Raw genomic sequence first — 16,173 nt, 5'->3', positions numbered from 1 at the left:
ATGCTCCGCTATATCTCAGAATGGAACTAATTAATGGTTACATTGCAATCTGAGAGCGCATCTACGGTCAGTGCGACGATGTTAATCATCACTTTCTCTCGCTTCTTGTCCTTACGCAGACGGTGGCGAGGCAAACGACCATCAGCAAGCATGTCGTTAATGGTGTCTACAGGCAGTCCTGTTAGCTCGCTGTAGCGTTCAATTGTGACGTGGGGTGTATTCAGAGTGATTGAAATGTTAGGGGTCATGATGCAACATCTCCTATTGGCTTGTGGTGAGCCGGTAGTAATCGTGACAAGTACCCAAATGAGAACAAAACTGATACTAGGATCGCATAAGAGATATGTCAACATCAAAGTACCCAAGTGAGATCAAAATAAATCCCAATCAGGGTGGTAAGGCTGCGATTGAAAGATTGGTAGAAGCTTATGGATTTACAACACGGCAGGCTTTAGCTGATCACTTAGAAGTGTCAAAAAGCACCTTAGCTAACAGATATATGCGGGATACCTTTCCTGCAGACTGGATAATCCAATGCGCTATTGAAACAGGGATTTCACTCAATTGGTTAACTACCGGGAAAGGTCCTAAGCAAATTTTTCAAAAAGCATGTACTGAAGAGATCGCAAAGTTCCGCCTTACTGCAGGAAAAATGGTTGAAGATGGCTCATACGTTTTTGACTCGTCATTCCTTCCACACGGTCTCTCATCTCCGATTGCTGTTCTTGATGGCTCAAACACCTATATTTGCGAGCAGACATTTACTGATGTTCTGGATGGTCACTGGTTGATCGATATTGATGGAACCTATTCAGTAAGATTAATTACAAGGCTACCAAAAGGCATGATTAAAGTTTCTACTACTGAAAATAGTTTTGAATGTGCATTTTCTGATATAGAAGTGATTGCCAAGGTAAGAAGCACAACTGTTTCACATTGATTAAGTAAAAGGATTTAGAAATGGATTTATTTCTTATTGTAGTTTTCTTGTTAGCTATACTAACTCCTATCCTTGCTGTCATTTTATTCAAGAAGAGCAAAAGACACAAAGCAGAGATTGATACTCTTACCGTTAGCAATGTAGCTCTTTCGAATCAATTGAGTGAAAGTCAAGAAAATTTAGCCCAAGCTATACGTGATTACTCAGAGTTGGAAGGTAGAGCAGCTCCATTATGGCAATATGAAGAGTTGCATAATGCTGTGTTAGATGCTGAGAAAAAGATAAAAACAGCTGATGCAGAAGCAAAAGATAAAATTAACGAAGCTCAAACCAAAGCAAATAAACTTATCATCGAAGCAAACAATCAAGCCCGTTTAACAATAAGCAATGCAAATAGTGAAGCGGTATCCATAACAAAAGATGCTCGAGAGACTCGATTAAAAGCAAAAGAACGATTGGATAATGCAAATAGCAAAGCAAATGAACTAATATCAAATGCCAATGATAATGCCATGAAGATAATTTCAGATGCAGAAATTAGGGCAAAAGAAATTGCAGGCTCTGCATACGAAGCAAAAGAATTTGCTGAAACCTATCAGGCGGTAGCCAAGTCCATGAAAAATAAAATTGAGGGGTATGGTGATGAATGGATAGTTCCAAACCGTAGCGTACTAGATGAACTAGCAGACAATTATGAATTTACCGAAGCGGGCAAGGAGCTTCAAAAAGCCAGAGAGTTAACTAAATCTCTTATCAAAACAGGCAAGGCAGCAAGCTGTGACTACGTTGAGACTAACAGACGAAATACTGCAATTAATTTTGTACTGGATGCTTTTAATGGAAAAGTTGATAGTGTCCTCTCTAAAATCAAGCACAACAATTTCGGGAAGCTTTCTCAAGAGATTAAGGACGCTTTTCAACTGGTGAACTATAACGGTTCAGCTTTTAGATCTGCTCAGATTACCGATATCTACCTTCAATCCCGCCTAAATGAACTAAAATGGGGTGTTGCGGTAAATGAAATTATGCTTGAAGAAAAGGAGGAGCAAAGGCGAATTAAAGAACAATTGCGCGAAGAAGAAAAAGCGCGCAGGGAGTATGAAAAAGCGATAAAAGAAGCAGAAAAAGAAGAGAAAGCAATTCAACAGGCTATTGATAAAGCGACCAAAGAATTAATGCTCGCAGGCGAAGAGCAACGCTTAGTCCTGGAGCAAAAACTAGCTGAACTGCAAGCTAAATATGAAGAAGCTGAAGCCAAAAACCAACGAGCTATTTCCATGGCGCAACAAACACGCTCAGGTCATGTTTACGTAATTAGTAACATCGGGTCCTTCGGCGAAGACGTATACAAAATCGGCATGACACGCCGTCTTGAACCATTGGATCGTGTACGTGAACTTGGTGATGCTAGTGTTCCATTCTCATTCGATGTACATGCAATGATTTACAGTGAAGACGCACCATCATTAGAAAATCACTTGCACAAAGTGTTCAATGACAAGCAATTGAACAAAGTTAACTCCCGTAAAGAATTTTTCAATGTTGGCATTAAGGATATTAAATCCACGATTGATAGTATGAACATCAATGCACATTGGACAATGTTTGCTGAAGCTAAAGAATACAGAGAATCTTTAGCCATCGAAAATGAACGCAATTTAGTTACCAAAGAAAATGAAGAACTAATAGTTGCGTAGCATGTATGATTTACGTTAATCATACATTGATTACTGTTTAAATATACAGTTAAATTTAGCCCTCAGATATGAGGGCTTTTTTATGACTGTACGAAAACTCAACACTGGAAAATGGATTTGTGAATGCTACCCTGCGGGCCGCAGCGGACGCCGCGTACGTAAACAATTCGCCACTAAAGGTGAAGCGTTAGCATTTGAACGGCACACAATGGAGGAAACTGAAGCTAAGCCCTGGCTGGGTGAATCGGTAGATCGCCGAACTCTGAAAGACGTCGTTGAACTCTGGTTCAAACTGCACGGCAAATCCCTGACTGCTGGTGAGCATGTTTACGACAAGTTGGTCCTGATGGTCGATGCACTCGGAAACCCTCTCGCTACTGATCTCAACTCGAAATTATTCGCTCATTACCGCGACAAACGCCTGACGGGTGAAATCTACTTTAGCGAGAAGTGGAAGAAAGGTGCCAGCCCAGTCACTATCAATCTGGAGCAAAGTTATCTGAGTGGTGTTTTTAGCGAGTTGGCCCGACTCGGTGAATGGACAGCACCAAACCCTTTGGAAAACATGCGCAAGTTCACTATATCGGAAAAGGAAATGGCCTGGCTGACGCATGAACAAATCACAGAACTTCTGAATGACTGCCAACGCCAAAGCGCCCTTCTCGCTCTGGTCGTTAAAATCTGTCTGAGTACCGGAGCACGCTGGCGCGAAGCTGTAAACCTCACACGCTCCCAGGTAACTAAGTACCGCATTACTTTCGTCAGGACCAAAGGCAAAAAGAACCGCAGCATACCGATCAGCAAAGAGCTGTATGAGGAAATAATAACCTTGGATGGTTTCAAGTTCTTTACTGACTGCTACTTCCAGTTTTTATCTGTGATGGAGAAAACCTCTATTGTACTTCCACGCGGGCAGCTTACCCACGTTCTGCGTCATACGTTCGCAGCACACTTTATGATGTCTGGTGGAAACATTCTTGCCCTCCAGAAAATCCTAGGCCACCACGATATAAAAATGACCATGCGCTATGCTCATCTGGCCCCCGACCACCTTGAAACGGCCCTTCGCTTTAACCCGTTGGCAACATTGCCAAGTGGCGATAAAGTGGCGACAGCGGTTGACAATCCCCCGTAATCGTCACTTCTCACCACCAACCCAACTTATTGATTATCCTGCAACTCATTGTTTTCACTAACCCATTTACATAAATGGGTTTTTTGTTGCCTGAATTTTGCGTTCGCTGACTCCCTCCCCCGAAACTCTCTCACATTTGCAGCATGCCGGTTATGACGCATACTTTTAGTCAGAGCTAAAGGTAATAGGTGGTTGCTATGTTACTCGCAGGCAAAGTCGCGGTAATTTTCGGTGGCAGCGGCGCTATAGGCAGTGCAGTTGCGCATGCTATGGCGCGTGAAGGCGCTCATGTGTATCTGGGCGCGCGCAGTCAGGAAAAGCTGGATTGGGCGGCCAGTAGCATTCGAACCGCGGGCGGTGCCGTCGAAACCTTTGTCACCGATGTCCTCGACGAATACGGTACCTCAAAACAAGTTACTCACCTTGCGCAGCAAACCGGTGGAATAGATGTGGTGGTTAACGCAACCGGCTTTATGCATGAACAGGGCAAACGCATCGAGGCATTATCCCTTTCTGAGTTTATGAGCGGTATCACCCCTTTCCTCTCGGCGCAGTTCAATATCGCAAAAGCCGTAACACCACACATGGGCGGCAATCGTGCTGGCGTCATTCTCACCGTTGTTGCGCCCGCGGCCCCGATGGCGATGCCTGGACATCTGGGACACATCGTTGGCTGTGCGGGAACAGAGGCCTTTATTAAAGCGCTTGCCAGCGAACTGGGGCCGGCGAATATTCGGGTCGTCGGCGTGCGCTCGCATGCGATTGTGGATGCCGTTCAGGCCGGTTCCTATACCGGGGAAATTTTTACTGCTAAAGCGCAGTCAATGGGTATTACCGTCGCACAATGGTTAGCTGGTGCGGCGCAAAGTACCATGCTTGGGCGCCTACCTACGCTTGCACAAATCGCTGAGGTAATGACCTTTCTGGCTTCAGACCATGCCGGAGCAATCACCGCAACGGTGGTGAATATAACCGGCGGCGCTACGCACAGCTGACCGTCGCGGGCAACCCCGCAATACGCTCCACCATCAGCAAGATATCTTCTCGCCGCAGTGGTTTTTTGTCCGTGACAAAATGCAGCGTCATCCCTTCAATAAACGCATCCAGCGCCCGCGCCGTAACCGGAGCAAACCACTGCTCCAGCGTTTGTTGGCTGCGTAACATCCAGTTTTGCATCACCGTTTTTAGTGCCGGTTTACGGCTGGCGAAGGCATACAGCTGATACATGAGTTCCATGTTATCGGGTGTCGTGACCTGGGAGCTGTAAATCATATCGGTAATCGCATGGCAAGCCTGCGACGCATCCGCAACGTCGGCAAAAAAAGCCTGATACTGCAGCATCATCCTGTCAGTAAAATGCTCAAACGCCTCCATTAAAAGCTCATCAATTCCCGAAAAGTAATAGGTCATAGAACCCAAGGGCACCTGAGCAATTGTCGCAATCTTCCGATGTGTAACCGCATGAATACCATGGGCTATTACCGCATCCAGAGTCGCCTGAACTATTTTTTCCCGCCGCTGCGGATCGTTCGCACGTCGCACTGCATTACCTCTTCTTGCATTTGTGTACAAATGTACACAACCTTGCTAAGGTTGTCTTCTTTCCTCTTTTCTTCGGCTCGAATTCATGACTGGCATCTCATCACGCAAAGCCTTAAGACGTCGCACCTGGGCACTGTTCACGTTCTTCTTTTTACCAGGATTATTAATGGCTTCCTGGGCAACGCGTACCCCTGCCATCAGAGATATCCTCTCCATCTCAACCGCCGAAATGGGCGCGGTGCTGTTTGGACTCTCAATTGGTTCGATGAGTGGCATTCTTTGTTCGGCCTGGCTGGTGAAACGATTTGGCACGCGTAAAGTGATCCGTACCACCATGTCTTGCGCTGTCCTCGGAATGGCAATCCTCAGCGTGGCACTCTGGCTGCATTCCGCATGGCTTTTCGCATTTGGTCTGGGCGTGTTCGGCGCCAGCTTTGGCGCAGCAGAAGTTGCCATCAACGTCGAAGGTGCGGCTGTTGAGCGCGAAATGAATAAAACCGTACTGCCGATGATGCACGGTTTTTACAGCCTGGGAACGCTGGCGGGTGCCGGAGTCGGGATGATGCTTACCGCCTTCAGCGTACCGGCGACCGCGCATATCTTGCTGGCGGCGATGGTGGCTATCACCCCTATTTTCATCGCCATCAAAGCCATTCCTGACGGCACGGGTAAAAATGCCGCTGACGGGTCTCACTCCGGCGAAAAAGGACTGCCTTTTTATCGCGATATTCAGCTATTGCTGATTGGCGTCGTGGTGCTCGCAATGGCATTTGCTGAAGGTTCCGCCAACGACTGGCTTCCGCTGCTGATGGTGGACGGACATGGATTTAGCCCGACATCAGGCTCGCTGATTTATGCCGGATTTACGCTGGGTATGACCGTTGGACGATTTACTGGCGGCTGGTTCATCGACCGCTACAGCCGCGTCGCGGTAGTGCGCGCCAGTGCGCTAATGGGTGCTCTTGGGATTAGCCTGATTATTTTTGTCGACAGCACTTGGGTGGCGGGTGTTTCCGTTATTTTGTGGGGACTCGGCGCATCACTGGGCTTCCCACTGACCATTTCGGCTGCCAGCGACACCGGCCCCGATGCGCCAACCCGCGTCAGCGTTGTCGCCACTACCGGCTATCTGGCGTTCCTGGTTGGACCACCGCTGCTGGGCTACCTGGGTGAACACTACGGCCTGCGTAGCGCTATGCTGGTGGTGCTGGCGCTGGTGCTTGTCGCCGCCATCGTCGCGAAAGCGGTGGCAAAACCGGATCTCAAAAATACCACTGTGATGGAGAACAGCTAATGCGTATCAAACTGATTGCAGTCGACATGGACGGCACATTTTTAAGCGACCAAAAAACCTATAATCGTGAGCGCTTTATGGCGCAATATCGCCAGATGAAAGAACAAGGGATCCGCTTTGTGGTCGCCAGCGGCAACCAATATTACCAGCTCATCTCCTTTTTTCCTGAACTGGCCAGTGAAATCTCATTTGTTGCCGAAAACGGCGGATGGGTGGTCAGTGAAGGGGAAGATGTCTTTAACGGCGAGCTGGCAAAAGACGATTTCCAGGCCATCGTGGAACATCTGCTGACCCGTACGGACACCGACATTATCGCCTGCGGTAAAAATAGCGCTTATACCCTGAAGCGGTACAGCGATGAGCATAAGACGGTCTCCGCCATGTATTATCATCGTCTTGAATTTGTGGATAATTTTGACAACCTCAATGACGTTTTCTTCAAGTTCGGGCTAAATATTTCAGACGATCGTATCCCCCAGGTGCAGGCTGACCTCCATGAGGCGATTGGCGACATTATGGTACCGGTACATACCGGCTACGGCAGCATCGATTTAATTATACCCGGAGTGCATAAGGCAAACGGTCTGCGTCTGCTGCAACAACGCTGGAATATTACCGACGATGAGGTTGTTGTGTTTGGCGATGGCGGCAATGATATTGAGATGCTGCGTCAGGCAGGATTTAGTTTTGCAATGGCGAACGCCCATGAGCCGGTTATCCAGGCGGCAAAATATCGCGCAGGGTCGAACAACGAAGAGGGCGTGCTGGATATTATCGACCGCGTGTTAAAGAATGAAGCACCGTTTACGCAATAACGCCTCAGCACAGACGGCAACAAAATGATGGCATGATCTATTCATAATCCGCCTCAAATTAACCCGCTGGATTATTACCTCCAGTGAATATTCAGACGAGCGGATTATGAAGAAAAGTGTACTGATAGCGACATTGTTGCTGGGTTTTGCGGGGACAACATTTGCGCAAAGCGTTACCGTTGATGTACCAAGCGGTTATAAGGTGGTGGTAGTGCCCTCTTCCGTCAGCGTTCCGCAAGCGGTCAGCGTTACCACCGCGCCACAAACGGTGTATGTTGCTCCGACGCCTGCCCCGGCCCCTGTCTATCGCGCACATCCTTATGCGCGACATGTTGCCAGCGTCGGTGAAGGAATGATCATCGAACACCAGATTGACGATCACCACTAAGTTTTTGCCTGGCCCGGGCAACCGGGCTTTAACCTTCCCGTGAATCCCCTACCCGTTTATCTTTCAGAAAGATAACCATCAGAATCACCCACAGTACGCCGCTTGCCAGATTGAACAGGCTGAACAAGCCGTTTCCTCCGAGCAGATAAGCGTGTTTACTCAGCTCAATACCGACGGTAAAAATCAGCATCTGCAACATACCCATGGCGGCAGAAACCGTGCCCTTACTCATTTCACTGGCAAACAGCGTCAGACGTACCAGTCCCGCATTCGCCACGCCAATACCAAACGCATAGATGCTTAAACCCGCTGTCATCCATAGATACGCATGGGATGACACCACCGTGGCCGCAGCGGCAATCACCAGCCCGACGGCGATTGGCCAGCCGCCCATGATAATCAGCGAACGTACGGTTTTTCGCGAGGTCAGGCGCGCCAGTACCAGGTTACCGGCAATCAACGCGCCAAAAATCGGCACCTGCAACAGGCCATATTCGTAACTGCTGAGATGTTCACCGCTGATGATAATAATCGGGGACTGCGCAATCCACGCCAGTAACGGCAGGCTGACAAAACCCAATGCCAGCGCGCCTGCAACAAAGCGCACGTTCCTCAGCACCAGCTTATAATCTTTGCCCAGCTCTTTAATCGACAGCTTTTCACCAAGCCGGGTTGCCGTCTCCGGCATCGCGCGTTGCAGACCAAAAAAAGAGATGGCGGCCAGGGCGGCAAACAGGATAAACATCCCTTCCCACGGCAGAACATGTACCCAGGCTGCGCCGACCAACGGCCCCAGCAGGGGCGCAATCAACGCTACGTTTGCCATCAGCGCGGTAATTTTTATGCACACCGCTTCTTCAAAGGATTCCTGAATTGCGGCGTAACCCACCGCGCCAATAAAGCACAGGCTTATCCCTTGTAAAAAACGCAGGAAGGTAAATTGCTCAATATTCTGCGCAAGCAGGGTTGCAAGGCAGGTCACAATGAACCAGAGCACGCCGGTTAACATCACCGGGCGACGTCCAATTCGATCCGACAGCGGTCCTAATAACCACTGCAAAAACATGCCGCCAGCCAGATAGGCGGTCATGGATGTGGGCACCCAATCTAATCCGGCATTATATTGCTCCACCACCGCCAACATTCCGGGCTGGATCATATCGTTGCCGATATAAGTAGAGAATTCGTAAAGCACCAGACAGAGAGGGAAAAGTAATGCCTGACGCCCCAAACGGGCGCCTGAAGATAAACGGTTCTGCATGCAGTCTCTTAACTATAGAAAAATCGCGCAAAGTGTAATAAATGCGCCGTACTGGTGATAGTGAATTATGTGATTTGAAAGCAAATTGCGCACATTTTTACACTCATTTGCTCAGGAACATTTTGCGTTAAGGTTAATTTAAGTTGAGGCCGCTATCATGTTCATTAAGTCTCATTAATTGTCTGAAAAATAGTCATTTAACAGACAAATAAGACAAGACCGCTTTTTATCCCGTGAAAGCAATTTTATGCTCTCCCCTCATGGGCCTTTTTAACGATTACACTGAGTCTGGACGATATGCTGGAAAATCTGAACAATTCACTTTTTTATCTCATCAATGCCACGCCGGACTCTGCGCAATGGATGATATCGCTTGCCATTTTTATTGCCAAAGACCTGATTAACATCGTACCGCTGTTAGCCGTTGTGCTTTGGCTTTGGGGGCCGCGGGCCCAGGTTACTCTCCAGCGCCAGTTAGTTATAAAAATGGCGATTGCGCTGATCGTCGGTCTGACGATTTCATGGCTGATGGGGCATCTGTTCCCTCACGATCGTCCGTTTGTTAACCACATCGGTTACAACTTCCTGCATCATGCGGCGGATGACTCTTTCCCGAGCGATCACGGTACGGTTATCTTTACCTTTGCACTGGCTTTCCTGTTCTGGCATCGGCTGTGGACGGGCGCTCTGCTGATGGTCGTTGCTGTGGCGATTGCCTGGTCGCGGGTCTACCTTGGCGTACACTGGCCGCTGGATATGCTGGGAGGATTACTCGCCGGGCTGATTGGCTGCCTGAGCGCCCAGATGATCTGGCAGCGGTTTGGCACGCCCCTGTACCTCGGCTTGCAAAATGGCTATCGCGCCTGCTTCGCTCTGCCCATCCGTAAAGGCTGGGTGCGTGACTAACCCACGGTAAAAAGAGTAGTATTAAGCGCGATACTGAGCACTTATTCTACTCTCCAGGGGAACTATGGAAACTCGACGCGACGAGCGTATTGGTCAATTACTGCAGGCGCTGAAACGCAGCGATAAATTACACCTCAAAGAAGCCGCGACGCTGCTGGGCGTATCTGAGATGACCATTCGTCGCGACCTGAATAATCACGATGCTCCCGTCGTCTTGCTCGGGGGCTATATTGTTCTGGAACCCCGCAGCGCCAATCACTATTTAATCAGCGATCAAAAATCCCGACTGGTTGATGAAAAGCGCCGTGCCGCCCAGATGGCGGCAAGCCTCGTGCAGGCACATCAGACTATCTTTTTCGACTGTGGTACCACCACGCCGTGGATCATTGAGGCTATCGAAAATGAATTGCCTTTCACCGCAATCTGCTACTCGCTGAATACGTTTCTGGTGCTGCAGGAAAAACCGCAGTGCCGCGTCATTCTGTGTGGTGGCGAATTCCATGCCAGCAACGCAATTTTCAAACCGCTTGATTTCCAGGAAACGCTGAACAACCTGTGCCCGGATATCGCTTTTTATTCCGCAGCTGGCGTTCATATTGAGAAAGGCGCGACCTGTTTTAACCTGGAAGAGCTACCGGTGAAACACTGGGCGATGTCGATGGCGCAGCATCACGTGCTGGTGGTCGATCACAGCAAATTTGGTAAGGTGCGTCCTGCGCGGATGGGTGAAGTAAAACGCTTTAATACCATCGTCAGCGATAGCCGTCCTGACGAGGCGTTTGTTGAGCACGCGAAAGCGCAACGTATCAAACTGATGTATTAAGCGATACTGCCGGATGGCGATAGCGTCATCCGGCAAACGCTAAGATTAAGAGAACCAGCCGCCAAACCACTGGTGGAATTTCATCATCACAAAGTCCCACATGCGACTAAAGAATCCCCCCTCTTCCACGGCCTCCATCACCATCAGTGGACGCTGCTCGATGGATTTCCCGTTCAACTGGAAGTCGATAGTCCCCACAACCTGGCCTTTCTTCAGCGGCGCGGTTAACTGTGGTTCGGTCAGGGTAAAGCTGGCCTTCAGGTTTTTGAGCTGACCACGCGGGATAGTCACCGAGCCCGCTTCTCCGGCGCCCAAATTAACCTCACTCTTATCGCCAAACCAGACGCGCTGCGTCACGAAAGTGGCATCCGGTTTAATCGGCGTAACGGTTTCAAAGAAGCGGAAGCCCCAGGTCAGCAACTTTTCTGACTCATTAAAACGAATGCGGTCGGTTTTCGCCCCCAACACCACGGAGATCAGGCGCATATCCCCCTGGGTCGCAGAAGCGACCAGGTTGTATCCCGCCCCGGCCGTAGTACCGGTTTTCATACCGTCCACGTTCAGGTTGGTGCTCCACAACAAACGGTTGCGGTTCGGCTGGCGGATTTTATTAAAGGTAAATTCTTTCTCTTTGTGGATAGCGTACTCTTCCGGTACATCGTGGATTAGCGCTTTCCCGAGCAGGGCCATATCACGTGCGGTACTGAACTGTCCTGCCGCATCCAGGCCATGCACGGTCTGGAAAGTGGTATTGGTCAGCCCCAGTTTTTTCGCGTAGCCGTTCATCAGACCAATGAAGGATTCCTGGCTGCCAGCAACGTAATCAGCCAGTGCGATACAGGCATCGTTACCAGACTGGATGATAACGCCTTTGTTCAGATCGGACACTGCAACCTGATCGCCGGGCTTGAGGAACATAACAGACGAACCGCGCAGGGCCGGATTACCGGTCGCCCAGGCGTCTTTGCCCACGGTGACCATATCGTTGAGGTTAATTTTCCCGGCCTTCAGCGCCTGACCGACCACATAGCTGGTCATGATCTTAGTCAGACTGGCAGGATCCAGTTTCTCATCAGCATTACCTTCCGCCAGTACCTTACCGCTGGCGTAATCCATTAGGATCCACGCGCGCGCGTCGACGCTCGGTGGGGCCGTTGGTTGCTCCGCCGCCTGTACGCTCGGCGCCAAAAGGATTAAGAGTGCAGAACCTGCAGCAAAGCTGCGAAGTGAAGAGAAGTATTGCGTCATAAATGCCACCCGAGTATCCATTCCAAAAAACCACGTCATACCACACCGTGTTTACACAAAACCAGCCAGGCGACCCTGGCCAAACCATGCAGAAAAGGTCTGATGGATGACGTGTAAAATAAGTGCGGTGAGTAATAACGCACTAACGAGCTTAAAGAAACCGTAAGTTGGTAAAGTTTTTAAAGTTTATGCAATAACACCGCGCTGCGCTGCTCCTGGCACGATTTTTTTAGACTTTGTTGCGTAAATATTAGGTTTACCCCACCATGTGGGCTAGTCAGATGGCATCAGCAGCCATAAAGCTGCTCAATTAATTTGCGGGGTTACTATGATTACACTGTGGGGTCGCAATAACTCGACCAACGTAAAAAAAGTATTGTGGACGCTCGAGGAACTGGAACTGCCGTATAACCAAATTCTGGCGGGCGGACAGCATGGCGGTAACCGCGATGCCAACTATCTGGCACTCAACCCGAACGGACTGGTCCCGCTACTACGTGATGATGAAACGGACGTTGTTCTGTGGGAATCCAATACCATTGTCCGCTATCTGGCAGCTCAGTACGGACAAAAGCGTTTGTGGATTGACGCCCCGGCCGCGCGCGCCGTCGGTGAAAAATGGATGGACTGGGCAAACCAGACGCTGAGCCCTGCGCATCGGGTTATCTTGTTTGGCCTGGTCAGAACCCCTGCCGAGAAACGCGACATGGCGGCAATCGAGGCGGGTAGCCAGGTGTGCGATAACCTGTTTGCCATTCTGGATAACGCGCTGGCGGACCAGCCATGGTTCTCCGGGGCTGAATTTGGCACTGCCGATATCGCCGTTGCGCCGTTCATCTATAACCTGTTCAACGTTGGCCTGAGCTGGACCCCGCGCCCACATCTGGAGAACTGGTATCAGCAACTGACCGAACGTCCGGCGTTTCAAAAAGTCGTAATGATCCCGGTCAGCTAACTAAATCAGGGACTCACTTTCAGTAATTCCCCGTCGGACTCGTCGGTTAGTACGTATAAGTACCCGTCTGGTCCGACGCGCACATCACGGATCCGTTGTCCCCTTTCCTGCAACAGACGACCCTCTTCGGTGACGGCATTCCCTTTGACGCTCAGCACGATCACTTCTTTATCTTTCAACGCGCCAATGAACAACTTCTGCCGCCACTGTGGGAAGGTATCGCTATTATAAAAAGCCATTCCGCTGACCGCCGGTGACTTTTCCCAGTAAAAGATGGGTTGCTCTGTTCCAGCAACAATTGGGCCTTTTGCTTCGGGAATTTTAAGACCACTGTAGTTAACGCCCCAGGTCGCAAGCGGCCAACCATAGTTTTTCCCTTTCTCCGGGATATTGATTTCATCGCCCCCGCGTGGACCATGCTCATTGAGCCATAGCGTATCGCTCCAGGGATTCATCGCCATCCCCTGCGGGTTGCGGATACCATATGACCAAATCTCTGCCCGCGCTCCGGCCCTCTTCACAAACGGATTATCCGGCGGAATTTTTCCCTCATCGGTCAGTCGTACGACCTTGCCCTGCAGCTTATCCAGATCCTGTGCGGTAGAACGTTGATTGTTTTCACCAAGGCCAATAAACAGATAACCGTTGCCATCAAAAACCATACGTCCGCCAAAATGGTTTCCGCTGGAGAGCTTCGGCTGTTGGCGAAAAATGGTCTGGAACCCTTGCAGATGTTTGAGATCGTCGCTCAATCGTCCGTAACCAACCGCTGTCCCGGCGTTACCTTCACCGTCAGCTTCAGCAAAGCTAAGCCACACCCGGCGAGATTGTTTAAAATCTGGAGCTAATGCCACATCAAGCAATCCCCCCTGACCATTCGCCCAGACTTTGGGTACGCCGGTTAGCGGGTCGGAAAGCCCCTTCCCTGACTGCCAAAGGCGAAGCTGGCCGCCTTTGAGCGTAATGAGCATACCGCGATTGTCGGGTAAAAACGCCAGCGACCACGGATGATCGAGTTTCGTTTGCAGCACTTCCACCTCTACCGCGCCGGCATAAGAGGAAAATAGCGCGAGTGGGGCAGCACAGAGAAAGAGTCGACGCATAACACCTCCTTAATGGCTCTGCATAAAGCGTAGCCAGCAAGGGGAATTATCCCGCCACATTTACATAATCTTAACGAAAAGGGGGAGCGCCCTCCCCCCTGATTCAGACGTGTTCCAGCGTTGGATAAGATTGCAAACACTGGATACTTAGCGTCAGCGTTGTCAGGCAGTTTTCCAGTTTCTCTGCGTTAACGGCGATAAAGGTTGGACAATCGTGATGTCCACTCATAAGACAAACAGCGGCGGCGGCTAACGCCCCTTCAGCACGATGAAGGGCATTCCACTCTTCCTGATCAAGATGCATACCGTGAAGCTGTGATTGCTCGTGCAATTCGCGATTCAGTACAAAAAAATTATCACGCAGACGATCGCTCTCGCTGACTGACATGTAGCCTTTCGCTTTTCTCAACAGCAGATAAGCGGCAAGTTCGACACGGGCGTTTATCAATTTGTTGAGAAGATCGGTTCTCAGTCTGTCAACAACCATACTTTGTTCCTCCTCTTTCCAACTATGGTGCAACTTAATAGTATGGTCATTTTTTGAACAAAGTCGTGTCCAGGATCAATCCATCACCTAAAATTAACATAATTTACAAATAATCTTTAATTCCACGCCGGGCGTGGCGACTGATGGTATGAGATTGCGATACAATTTTTATTCAGAACTCTGTAGAATCCGTGCCCTGAATATTCCAATAACTGAACAATTTTTACGCTATGAGCAATGTAACCCACCAGCCGAAAATCGGCTTTGTCTCCCTCGGCTGCCCGAAAAACCTCGTCGATTCTGAACGCATCCTGACCGAACTTCGTACCGAAGGCTATGATGTTGTGCCAAGCTACGACGACGCGGATATGGTTATCGTTAACACCTGTGGCTTTATCGACAGCGCGGTTCAGGAGTCGCTGGAAGCAATCGGCGAAGCGCTGAACGAAAACGGCAAGGTGATCGTCACCGGCTGTCTGGGCGCGAAAGTCGATCAGATCCGTGAAGTCCACCCGAAGGTGCTGGAAATCACCGGGCCGCATAGCTACGAACAGGTTCTGGAGCACGTTCACCACTATGTGCCCAAACCAAAGCACAACCCGTTCCTGAGCCTGGTTCCTGAACAGGGCGTCAAGCTTACTCCGCGTCATTATGCCTATCTGAAAATTTCTGAAGGCTGCAACCACCGCTGCACGTTCTGCATTATTCCGTCGATGCGTGGCGATCTGGTGAGCCGTCCGATTGGCGATGTCCTCAGCGAAGCCAAACGTCTGGTGGATGCGGGCGTAAAAGAGATACTGGTTATTTCTCAGGATACCTCCGCGTACGGCGTGGATGTGAAGCATCGCACCGGTTTCCATAACGGCGAGCCGGTCAAAACCAGCATGGTTGATCTGTGCGAGCAGTTATCAAAACTGGGGATCTGGACTCGTCTGCATTACGTCTACCCCTACCCGCATGTTGATGACGTGATCCCACTGATGGCGGAAGGGAAAATCCTGCCGTACCTGGACATCCCGCTGCAACATGCCAGCCCGGGTATTCTTAAGCTGATGAAACGCCCAGGCTCCGTGGACAGACAACTGGCACGCATCAAGCAGTGGCGTGAAATCTGCCCTGAACTGACGCTGCGCTCAACCTTCATTGTCGGTTTCCCGGGTGAAACGGAAGAAGACTTCCAGATGCTGCTCGACTTCCTGAAGGAAGCGCGTCTGGACCGCGTGGGCTGCTTTAAATACAGCCCGGTAGAAGGCGCTGGCGCCAATGACCTGCCGGACCAAATCCCGGAAGAGGTGAAAGAGGAACGCTGGAACCGCTTTATGCAATTGCAACAGCAAATCTCCGCTGAACGTTTGCAGGAAAAAGTGGGCCGCGAAATTCTGGTTATCGTTGATGAAGTTGACGAAGAAGGCGCGATTGGCCGCAGCATGGCTGACGCCCCGGAAATCGACGGCGCGGTATACCTGAATGGCGAAACCAAGGTGAAACCTGGCGATATCATCCGCGTGAAGGTCGAAAACGCTGATGAATACGATCTGTGGGGCACCCGCGTTTAAATAAGCGCAACCCAACAGTAGGC

The 16,173-nt window shown here is 50.0% G+C and carries 17 protein-coding genes; 11 read left to right on the top strand and 6 right to left on the bottom strand.

What is annotated here, in order from left to right; translation table 11 throughout:
- Nucleotides 1–26 precede the first annotated feature (26 nt).
- The gene (locus OGV75_RS12745) at nt 27–248 is read right to left on the bottom strand and encodes a MerR family transcriptional regulator (protein ID WP_012016743.1); all 222 of its coding nucleotides are present in this window, start codon (nt 246–248) and stop codon (nt 27–29) included.
- Nucleotides 249–343: 95 nt separating this feature from the next.
- Here OGV75_RS12745 and OGV75_RS12740 point away from each other — a divergent pair, with 95 nt between their 5' ends.
- The 4 genes from OGV75_RS12740 (at nt 344) to OGV75_RS12725 (ending at nt 4,767) form a co-directional block, all read left to right on the top strand.
- Nucleotides 344–940 (top strand): phage repressor protein CI, encoded by a 597-nt coding sequence (locus tag OGV75_RS12740; protein WP_286480734.1) that lies wholly within the window; start codon nt 344–346, stop codon nt 938–940.
- Nucleotides 941–960: 20 nt separating this feature from the next.
- Nucleotides 961–2,637: an SNIPE associated domain-containing protein gene (locus tag OGV75_RS12735; protein ID WP_286480733.1), complete on the top strand. Its 1,677-nt coding sequence runs from the start codon at nt 961–963 to the stop codon at nt 2,635–2,637.
- An 82-nt stretch (nt 2,638–2,719) separates the two neighbouring features.
- The gene (locus OGV75_RS12730) at nt 2,720–3,772 is read left to right on the top strand and encodes a phage integrase (RefSeq protein ID WP_286480732.1); all 1,053 of its coding nucleotides are present in this window, start codon (nt 2,720–2,722) and stop codon (nt 3,770–3,772) included.
- A gap of 197 nt (nt 3,773–3,969) precedes the next feature.
- Nucleotides 3,970–4,767 (top strand): SDR family NAD(P)-dependent oxidoreductase, encoded by a 798-nt coding sequence (locus tag OGV75_RS12725; protein ID WP_080859048.1) that lies wholly within the window; start codon nt 3,970–3,972, stop codon nt 4,765–4,767.
- Here the strand turns inward: OGV75_RS12725 and OGV75_RS12720 are convergent.
- Nucleotides 4,754–5,314 carry a TetR/AcrR family transcriptional regulator gene (locus OGV75_RS12720; RefSeq protein ID WP_222186544.1) on the bottom strand — a complete coding sequence of 187 codons (561 nt, stop codon included), beginning with the start codon at nt 5,312–5,314 and terminating at the stop codon, nt 4,754–4,756. The genes OGV75_RS12725 and OGV75_RS12720 overlap by 14 nt on opposite strands.
- An 85-nt stretch (nt 5,315–5,399) precedes the next feature.
- Between OGV75_RS12720 and OGV75_RS12715 the strand changes: the two genes are divergently transcribed.
- The 3 genes from OGV75_RS12715 to OGV75_RS12705 all read left to right on the top strand — a co-directional run bounded on the left by OGV75_RS12715 (nt 5,400) and on the right by OGV75_RS12705 (nt 7,811).
- On the top strand, nt 5,400–6,608 hold the full coding sequence (locus OGV75_RS12715; RefSeq protein ID WP_029139467.1) for an MFS transporter: 1,209 nt from the start codon (nt 5,400–5,402) through the stop codon (nt 6,606–6,608).
- Nucleotides 6,608–7,423: a Cof-type HAD-IIB family hydrolase gene (locus OGV75_RS12710; protein ID WP_220221566.1), complete on the top strand. Its 816-nt coding sequence runs from the start codon at nt 6,608–6,610 to the stop codon at nt 7,421–7,423. The genes OGV75_RS12715 and OGV75_RS12710 overlap by 1 nt, the downstream gene beginning before the upstream one ends.
- Before the next feature lie 106 nt (nt 7,424–7,529).
- Complete coding sequence (locus tag OGV75_RS12705; RefSeq protein WP_047415290.1) at nt 7,530–7,811, top strand: hypothetical protein; 282 nt, start codon at nt 7,530–7,532, stop codon at nt 7,809–7,811.
- A 28-nt stretch (nt 7,812–7,839) separates the two neighbouring features.
- Here OGV75_RS12705 and OGV75_RS12700 read toward each other — a convergent pair whose 3' ends face one another.
- Nucleotides 7,840–9,072 carry an MFS transporter gene (locus OGV75_RS12700; RefSeq protein ID WP_047501216.1) on the bottom strand — a complete coding sequence of 411 codons (1,233 nt, stop codon included), beginning with the start codon at nt 9,070–9,072 and terminating at the stop codon, nt 7,840–7,842.
- Between the two features lie 297 nt (nt 9,073–9,369).
- Between OGV75_RS12700 and ybjG the strand changes: the two genes are divergently transcribed.
- The gene (gene ybjG, locus OGV75_RS12695) at nt 9,370–9,978 is read left to right on the top strand and encodes an undecaprenyl-diphosphate phosphatase (RefSeq protein ID WP_016156091.1); all 609 of its coding nucleotides are present in this window, start codon (nt 9,370–9,372) and stop codon (nt 9,976–9,978) included.
- A 64-nt stretch (nt 9,979–10,042) separates the two neighbouring features.
- Nucleotides 10,043–10,801: a DNA-binding transcriptional repressor DeoR gene (gene deoR, locus OGV75_RS12690; protein ID WP_286480730.1), complete on the top strand. Its 759-nt coding sequence runs from the start codon at nt 10,043–10,045 to the stop codon at nt 10,799–10,801.
- Between the two features lie 45 nt (nt 10,802–10,846).
- Here deoR and dacC read toward each other — a convergent pair whose 3' ends face one another.
- A complete protein-coding gene (gene dacC / locus OGV75_RS12685) occupies nt 10,847–12,049 on the bottom strand; it encodes a serine-type D-Ala-D-Ala carboxypeptidase (protein ID WP_016156089.1) in 1,203 nt (400 codons plus the stop codon).
- A 328-nt stretch (nt 12,050–12,377) separates the two neighbouring features.
- On the opposite strand from dacC, the gene OGV75_RS12680 reads away from it, so the two are divergent.
- Nucleotides 12,378–13,004: a glutathione S-transferase family protein gene (locus OGV75_RS12680; protein ID WP_181545952.1), complete on the top strand. Its 627-nt coding sequence runs from the start codon at nt 12,378–12,380 to the stop codon at nt 13,002–13,004.
- A gap of 5 nt (nt 13,005–13,009) precedes the next feature.
- Here the strand turns inward: OGV75_RS12680 and OGV75_RS12675 are convergent, their stop codons facing one another.
- On the bottom strand, nt 13,010–14,107 hold the full coding sequence (locus OGV75_RS12675) for a PQQ-dependent sugar dehydrogenase (protein ID WP_149381098.1): 1,098 nt from the start codon (nt 14,105–14,107) through the stop codon (nt 13,010–13,012).
- A 103-nt stretch (nt 14,108–14,210) separates the two neighbouring features.
- Nucleotides 14,211–14,594 (bottom strand): biofilm formation regulator BssR, encoded by a 384-nt coding sequence (bssR, locus tag OGV75_RS12670; protein ID WP_016152394.1) that lies wholly within the window; start codon nt 14,592–14,594, stop codon nt 14,211–14,213.
- Between the two features lie 230 nt (nt 14,595–14,824).
- On the opposite strand from bssR, the gene rimO reads away from it, so the two are divergent.
- Complete coding sequence (gene rimO / locus OGV75_RS12665) at nt 14,825–16,150, top strand: 30S ribosomal protein S12 methylthiotransferase RimO (RefSeq protein ID WP_142417736.1); 1,326 nt, start codon at nt 14,825–14,827, stop codon at nt 16,148–16,150.
- The last annotated feature ends 23 nt before the right edge of the window (nt 16,151–16,173 follow it).

Source organism: Citrobacter sp. Cb028, from assembly GCF_030336705.1.
Classification (GTDB): domain Bacteria; phylum Pseudomonadota; class Gammaproteobacteria; order Enterobacterales; family Enterobacteriaceae; genus Citrobacter; species Citrobacter braakii.
Note: the sequence above shows the minus strand (reverse complement) of the source record. Positions and strands in the feature narration are given on the sequence as shown.

Excerpts from the sequence above, each read along its gene's own strand:
- OGV75_RS12710 (WP_220221566.1), top strand. The coding sequence starts at position 6,608 with ATGCGTATCAAACTGATTGCAGTCGACATGGACGGCACATTTTTAAGC.
- OGV75_RS12675 (WP_149381098.1), bottom strand. The coding sequence starts at position 14,107 with ATGCGTCGACTCTTTCTCTGTGCTGCCCCACTCGCGCTATTTTCCTCT.
- OGV75_RS12715 (WP_029139467.1), top strand. The coding sequence starts at position 5,400 with ATGACTGGCATCTCATCACGCAAAGCCTTAAGACGTCGCACCTGGGCA.
- OGV75_RS12705 (WP_047415290.1), top strand. The coding sequence starts at position 7,530 with ATGAAGAAAAGTGTACTGATAGCGACATTGTTGCTGGGTTTTGCGGGG.
- OGV75_RS12680 (WP_181545952.1), top strand. The coding sequence starts at position 12,378 with ATGATTACACTGTGGGGTCGCAATAACTCGACCAACGTAAAAAAAGTA.
- OGV75_RS12730 (WP_286480732.1), top strand. The coding sequence starts at position 2,720 with ATGACTGTACGAAAACTCAACACTGGAAAATGGATTTGTGAATGCTAC.
- deoR (WP_286480730.1), top strand. The coding sequence starts at position 10,043 with ATGGAAACTCGACGCGACGAGCGTATTGGTCAATTACTGCAGGCGCTG.
- OGV75_RS12725 (WP_080859048.1), top strand. The coding sequence starts at position 3,970 with ATGTTACTCGCAGGCAAAGTCGCGGTAATTTTCGGTGGCAGCGGCGCT.
- bssR (WP_016152394.1), bottom strand. The coding sequence starts at position 14,594 with ATGGTTGTTGACAGACTGAGAACCGATCTTCTCAACAAATTGATAAAC.
- dacC (WP_016156089.1), bottom strand. The coding sequence starts at position 12,049 with ATGACGCAATACTTCTCTTCACTTCGCAGCTTTGCTGCAGGTTCTGCA.
- OGV75_RS12745 (WP_012016743.1), bottom strand. The coding sequence starts at position 248 with ATGACCCCTAACATTTCAATCACTCTGAATACACCCCACGTCACAATT.
- OGV75_RS12740 (WP_286480734.1), top strand. The coding sequence starts at position 344 with ATGTCAACATCAAAGTACCCAAGTGAGATCAAAATAAATCCCAATCAG.
- rimO (WP_142417736.1), top strand. The coding sequence starts at position 14,825 with ATGAGCAATGTAACCCACCAGCCGAAAATCGGCTTTGTCTCCCTCGGC.
- ybjG (WP_016156091.1), top strand. The coding sequence starts at position 9,370 with ATGCTGGAAAATCTGAACAATTCACTTTTTTATCTCATCAATGCCACG.
- OGV75_RS12735 (WP_286480733.1), top strand. The coding sequence starts at position 961 with ATGGATTTATTTCTTATTGTAGTTTTCTTGTTAGCTATACTAACTCCT.
- OGV75_RS12700 (WP_047501216.1), bottom strand. The coding sequence starts at position 9,072 with ATGCAGAACCGTTTATCTTCAGGCGCCCGTTTGGGGCGTCAGGCATTA.